Genomic DNA, 6,330 nt, shown 5'->3' on the forward strand with positions numbered 1-6,330 from the left:
TTATTTCCTAGAAAGTTTTACTCGTTCAAGGCCGAATTTGAATTCTTTTCTGAACAAAACCCCCTACTATCTGTTGTCAAGGTTCAGTTTTTAGCTTGGTTATCGCTTTTTCCATTGTAGCTTAAAGCCGTCCTAAAAGGACGGGGTTTTAACCCAAATTTTCGATAACTGCCACTCCAGCTTGCTGTAAATTTTGCTGATAACGCAAATTTTGATCTGTAGTGAGGAGAATCGTGAAACCCTCCTGAATCATCAGCCTCAGCAACTCACCGTTCTTTTTCCCTGACCATCCCATCTCAACAACTGTGCATACCTCGTAATCGGCAAGCTCACGCTTTAACGGGCGTGGGGCGCATTCATCAAGCAGGATTCGCATAGGCTGTCAACATTTCCTTTGCTAATTCAAGGGCTGAGATCGCCTGTTCTCGACTGACACTGGGAAAATGGTCTAGAAATACCTCTAATGAATCACCAGCCTCAAGATAATCAAGTAGGGTTCTCATCGGCACACGAGTTCCTACAAAAACAGGGGTTCCCCCTAGAATGTCGGGATCACTGTGAACAACACGGGATATTAATGCCATAACAAATATATCCAACTGGCTACTAGCTTTTACAGTCATTGTATCCTAAAGTCATTTGTCGGCTCTATACAAGGTGAGGCTCAGGCATGGGACACTTCACTTGACTACTCTGCCTACATCTTGCCGCTAGACCCAAACTAACTTTTGGATACGATGCACAGTTGGCATTCATACTAAATCTGGTTATTAAAAACTGATTATTTATTCCCCTTTGCCTTTTGCCTCTTGCCTTTTGCCTCTCCTCATAACTAGCCTGTACTCAACGGATTTAGTATCATACCTTGATTCTGCAACGCCTAGACTTACAACTTCAATCAATGTGCATGGTGCGTTCCCCAAAAATCGATCTGTGGAGCGGTAGAAGTTGCATTAGGGAACGCACCCTACAAGATCGGCGATCGCACTTCTCCTCATCAGTGAATTTAGAGTTGTTGTATTGGGAGCATCTCACCTTTGTAACCCCTAAATCAGGTTTTTATGTCAAGCTATTTTGAAAGCCTTGCTAGAAACCAGTTTTATGGATAAGTATAATTACTCACTTGCATAAATGAGATGCTCCCTGTTGTATTTAGCTCAAGAACAAATCTCGTTCAGCTTTTCTTCTCCGAACAAGACCTGGCAATTCTCTGCCACCAGCCAGCACCCATTTTCTAAATTCATCATTGGCAATACTTACACGATTGTCCCCTCGATTTAAACGTTTACGTAAAGTCGAGTCTTGAAGTGCACCTGCACCAAGGTTGAAGGTAAAACTGACTAAAGCAGAAAACTCATTGTCATTTAGAGGAACTGTGATTAGATCACTCACCGCATCTTCAGCACTCGCTAAATCAGACCTCAGCAGATTCTCTGCCTCAAGGAGAGTAATAACTTTAACGTCAACGTCCCTAGCTGTTACTGAGTCTATATTCCCCCAGCCTATTGTTGGCACTCTTACAGGATCGAAATAAGCTGTTACACCGCCATTAGGCACAAGCTGACCTCGACGCGGACCCGATCGGAAGGTTCGGCTATGTAAACCTTCAAATTCTTTTACAAGTTCCAGTCCTGCATCGTTAATCCTTCTTCCTCCACTGGGTGGAGGAGCTACGGACATCAGAACATCAAAGTAAATACCTGCCGTTTGAGGACCAATCACACCTCGAAGGAGACCAGTATTACCAAGACCGTTAGCAGCTTTGAAGGCATTTACACCAGCTTCAGATAAGTCCAAACCTTTTTGCTGGCAGAAGGCAATGAACTTATCTAAAGTAGTTCGCCCTACTACTCCTGGGACATCCAGTTCTAGCCTTTGCTTAATCTGATTGAAATTAGCTAACGGGAGGTTAAGCAGTATATCTAGAGCATGATTCTCCACCTCATTGAGATCACTTCTATCAAGCCCTTGAATAGTTACTTCGGACATTTAGCTCTCCTTAATAAAGGTCAAAAACGGAAACTTTCTCTATAAAACTCTGCATCGTAACGATATGGGTCAACTTTCCGTATATCACCCCATTTAGGCGCAATCGCCAGAAGTCTTCCCTATATCACGCCCAAAAGCGTGTTAGCCAGATTAGCATCTTGCCAAAAACCTTGTTTAACTTAACTAAATTCCTGACAATTAGGCTCATTCTAGCGATGATTCCTATATCTAATCGCACCTCTTGACAAAAATTGATAATTATCCCCCGATAGCGATCGCTATCGGGGGATAATTGTTTTTTGTTACAGCAGTATGAAGCAGCCTAACTGATGGCTATATTTCCACAGCAATTCTCATTTTAAGGTTTCATGACATAAAAAGCCTTATAACAAGAGGGTTGTACAATTCTTAACAATTTTAGTGATCGCTGAAACGGCGCAAAATCGTTCTGAATTTATTTTTGCGCAGCAAACCAATCTTGAGCGAGAAATCGAGGGATGTATCCATTGATGGATAAGGGTTTTCTGCCATTGTAGTAGATACGTTTGGAGTCAGTTGAGATAGACAAAAATAGTCAAAATATTTATAATAGAAGATTGGACTAAAATTTTCTGTGACTTGCCCATGTTATTGTCTTGCGCCACCGGTAGCGAACAATTTTTAGGGAGTGAAGCGATCGCCACTTACGCCACAGCTAAGGCCGTGATCCTGCCGATTCCCTACGAGGCCACCACCACCTATCGCAAGGGTTGTGAAACTGGACCGGCGGCGGTGATTACCGCTTCCCAACAATTGGAAGCCTATGATGAGGAACTTAAGAGGGAAACCTGTTTAGAAGTGGGCATCTATACCCATGATGCGATCGCCGATACCCGTCAGCAACCGCAATTGTCCGCCGAGGAGATGTTAGCCGTCACCACAGCTACAGTTTCTCGTTTAATTGCCGATGATAAATTTGTCGTCGCCGTCGGGGGTGAACACGCTATCACTACGGGAGTAGTACAAGCTTATCGACAAGCTTTATCGGAACCCTTTACGGTGGTTCAAATTGATGCCCATGGCGATATGCGTTTTGAGTACGAAGGATCGCACCATAACCACGCCTGTGTGATGCGTCGGGTGTTAGAAATGGGTTTACCGACCTTACCCGTGGGAATTCGGGCTATTTGTCGGGAAGAAGCGGAATTAATCGCTAAACAGCAGATTTCCGTGATTTGGGATCGAGATATCGCCGGGGATCCCGATTGGATCGAAAAAGCGATCGCCAAAATTACCACCGAGAAGATATTTTTAACCATAGACGTGGATGGCATAGATCCGGCTTTAATTCCGGGGGTGGGAACACCGGAACCGGGGGGGTTAAGTTGGCATCAAACCCTAAACTTTCTCCGTCGTCTTTTCCAAACCCATCAGGTGATTGGCTGCGATGTGATGGAATTGGCCCCGATTAGTGATTCGGTGGTCTCGGAATTTACCACTGCCAAGTTAATTTATAAGTTAATTGGCTATCAATTTACTTTCTAGGGGCTTGCCTAATTAGGAGCAATCGTGTTATAATAGCGATCCGTGCGGACGTATAGCTCAGTTGGTTAGAGTACATCGTTGACATCGATGGGGTCACTGGTTCGAATCCAGTTACGTCCATAAATTATCTGCCCTAGTCCCGATCATAACCTTCATCTCTGATGATAGGATGAACGATCGAAGCTCTCCAGACAAACCCTATGACTAGCTTACTGCGCGACTTTTGGTATGTGGCCACACCGGCAAATAAACTTAAACCCGGTCAGCTAATGGCCAAAAAAATGCTAGGTGAACCGATTGTTGTCGGCAGGAGAGAGGATGGAGAAGTGTTCGCATTGCGGGATATTTGCCCCCATCGTGGCATTCCGCTGCACCATGGTTGGATTGAAGGGGATGGGGTGTACTGTTGCTATCATGGCTGGAAATTTAACACTAGCGATGGCGTTTGTTCTGAGATTCCCTCATTAACGGAACACGATCGCCTTGATATTAGCAGAATTTGTGTCACCAGTTATCCCTGTCGTGAAATACAAGGTCATATCTGGGTGTTTATTCCGGCAGACTCAAAAAGAGAAATTAATCGAGAAAATCTGCCCCCTGTGCCGACTATTGCCGATTTTGGCAAACTTACCCCCAAAATAGCCGAAACTATCACTTTTGACTGCAATATTGACCATGCAGTGGTGGGATTGATGGATCCGGCCCACGGTCCCTACGTTCATACTTCTTGGTGGTGGCGCAGCGGTCCGCGCAAATTTCGGGTCAAGGAAAAACAATACGAACCTGTTCCCCTCGGTTTTCGTCTTGCTCCCTATGATATGCCTGTAAGTGCGAAACCCTATAAAATTTTGGGTAATAAAGTATCGATTGAAATCGTTTTTGAATTGCCCTCGGTGCGTACAGAAATACTACGAGGCGATCGCTATTTGGCCTGTGCTTTTACGGCAATTACTCCCATCGATGAAAATCACTGCGAAGTCCATCAAAGTTTATACTATACGATTCCTTGGTTGGCATTTTTAACCCCTCTTTTGCGTTATTTAACTCTACAATTCCTCAAACAGGATCGCGATGTGGTAATTAAACAACAGGAAGGACTTAGTTATCATCCAGCTTTGATGTTAATTGATGATGCCGATACCCAGGCTAAATGGTATTATCGCCTCAAACAAGAATACGAAAAATCTCAAGCAGAAAAGCGGGATTTTGTCAACCCCATTAAAGCACAAATTTTACGGTGGCGCAGTTAGAATTAAGTAGCTGGTTATAATTAAATTAAAAATGGATTTTAGGTTCGATCCCCCCTAGCCCCCCTTGATAAGGGGGGAAGCCGAAGGCGGGGGGATCCCCCTTGATAAGGGGGGAAGCCGAAGGCGGGGGTCCCCCCTTGATAAGGGGGATATATGATAATTTTTAATGCCTACCTACTTAGATGATTTTATTTAGGTTCTGCCTAGGGATTTATTGACACTGGTTTCAATTTGATAAATAGAGGAAAGGACGCTACCTTGATGATTATTGACTAGATCATATTTGACTTCTTGTAAATAATTAAAAATGGCATCCCGCAGAATCGGTTTTTCAATGTTTACCGTGTGCTGATAGTCCCATAAATCCCAAACTATCAAACCAATTCCCACGATTGGATCGATTAATTCTGCGCCAAAACTACTCGCTACTGCTCCACCGGTTTTAGTGGCAATTTTCGCCCCCGTTTTTCCCGCTAGGGACAAATAAACTGTGCTGCCCACTTTCACCACTGGGATGAGAGATTTAACTCCCAAAGCAGTGGCACCACCGACTAAAAGTTTAATTGATGTGTTAGAAATATTGCCCTCGGTATCTTGAATTGTTATGGCTATATCGCTAAGATAACGATCCCATTTACCTTGGGGAATTTGATAACTGGCCTGAATATTCTCTAACTCATTGCTTAAATTATTGACATATAAATTAACAGCATCCCTAGTAATTCTCTCTAGACGTAATTGTGCTTCTTGGGGACGAATTACCCGTTTAGTAAACTCGGTTTGAATAGTTTTGGTCAAATTTTCTGCCACCACCTGTTCCGAGGGTGGATTATCTGTATTGACCCAGTGAGCGATCGAGGAGTATAATCCGCTTAAAAAGGCCTTACCCTCAAATTGTTTTTGATTGAAATAGTTAAAATACCAAGGCAAAAAACCCTGATCTACTCGTGTCATCAACTCCTCCACCCATCCCTCAATTTCTCCTAGGGCGAAGTTTTGAGAATTGGCTCTCGCTGTCTGTAAAGCTTGGCTAATTTCTCGATCAATTTTACTGTTAGATTTTTGGGGTATAGTGATGGGAATCTCTAGGTTAGTTTCGGTAGCAACCTTAGTTTTTAACGGTTCATTGCTGGCAGTTCCTAGCCAAATTTTCCCTAAAAGAGGCACGATAACCACTAGAACAACTATAGCCCAAATTAACGGGGTGATCGCCTTAATCAGTTGACTGATTGCCTGAATACGGTTAGTTTTTTCACTATACTGAGGTGGCTCAATATTTTCCTGTGAATCTGGCCTGGAGTTCATCGAAAAATTGGGTCTGAAACCCCGCCCTTTAGCGATAACGGAGGGCGGCTTTATACAAGTTAGTGAGAAACAATTAAACCGTTAGAACGACTAATTAACTGAATCTTGCTAACAGCCATCTGTCCCAATCGTTGACCATTGGCATCGCTTACAGATAGCTGTTTTTCGGTATCTCCACTAACATAACCAATTCCTTTGGGAGAAGAAACTAAATCTCCTTTACGGAACCCATGTCTTGTGGTAGAGCCACCATATTTACGTC

General features: G+C 43.5%; 6 protein-coding genes, 1 tRNA gene and 1 pseudogene. 3 read left to right on the forward strand and 5 right to left on the reverse strand.

The features are described 5' to 3' along the window. Positions 1 to 148 precede the first annotated feature (148 nt). The 3 genes from EWV60_RS22065 to EWV60_RS22075 all read right to left on the reverse strand — a co-directional run bounded on the left by EWV60_RS22065 (position 149) and on the right by EWV60_RS22075 (position 1,989). Entirely contained in the window at positions 149 to 376 is a 228-nt protein-coding gene (locus EWV60_RS22065) for a DUF5615 family PIN-like protein (protein WP_287234780.1), read from the reverse strand. Continuing rightward, positions 360 to 623: a DUF433 domain-containing protein gene (locus EWV60_RS22070; protein WP_002799510.1), complete on the reverse strand. Its 264-nt coding sequence runs from the start codon at positions 621 to 623 to the stop codon at positions 360 to 362. The genes EWV60_RS22065 and EWV60_RS22070 overlap by 17 nt, the downstream gene beginning before the upstream one ends. 529 nt (positions 624 to 1,152) lie before the next feature. After that, positions 1,153 to 1,989: a lysozyme gene (locus tag EWV60_RS22075; RefSeq protein ID WP_002750346.1), complete on the reverse strand. Its 837-nt coding sequence runs from the start codon at positions 1,987 to 1,989 to the stop codon at positions 1,153 to 1,155. A gap of 624 nt (positions 1,990 to 2,613) precedes the next feature. Between EWV60_RS22075 and speB the strand changes: the two genes are divergently transcribed. The 3 genes from speB to EWV60_RS22090 all read left to right on the forward strand — a co-directional run bounded on the left by speB (position 2,614) and on the right by EWV60_RS22090 (position 4,763). After that, on the forward strand, positions 2,614 to 3,513 hold the full coding sequence (gene speB, locus EWV60_RS22080; RefSeq protein WP_287234783.1) for an agmatinase: 900 nt from the start codon (positions 2,614 to 2,616) through the stop codon (positions 3,511 to 3,513). A 46-nt stretch (positions 3,514 to 3,559) separates the two neighbouring features. Further along, positions 3,560 to 3,633 (forward strand) — tRNA-Val (locus EWV60_RS22085). A gap of 80 nt (positions 3,634 to 3,713) precedes the next feature. After that, a complete protein-coding gene (locus EWV60_RS22090) occupies positions 3,714 to 4,763 on the forward strand; it encodes a Rieske 2Fe-2S domain-containing protein (RefSeq protein ID WP_002735996.1) in 1,050 nt (349 codons plus the stop codon). A 192-nt stretch (positions 4,764 to 4,955) separates the two neighbouring features. On the opposite strand, the gene EWV60_RS22095 is transcribed toward EWV60_RS22090, so the two are convergent. Further along, on the reverse strand, positions 4,956 to 6,068 hold the full coding sequence (locus tag EWV60_RS22095; protein WP_002776369.1) for a hypothetical protein: 1,113 nt from the start codon (positions 6,066 to 6,068) through the stop codon (positions 4,956 to 4,958). A gap of 59 nt (positions 6,069 to 6,127) precedes the next feature. Then, a pseudogene (locus EWV60_RS22100) lies at positions 6,128 to 6,330 on the reverse strand (hypothetical protein); the annotation flags it as partial.

The organism is Microcystis sp. Msp_OC_L_20101000_S702 (genome assembly GCF_007095705.1).
Lineage (GTDB): Bacteria > Cyanobacteriota > Cyanobacteriia > Cyanobacteriales > Microcystaceae > Microcystis > Microcystis ichthyoblabe_A.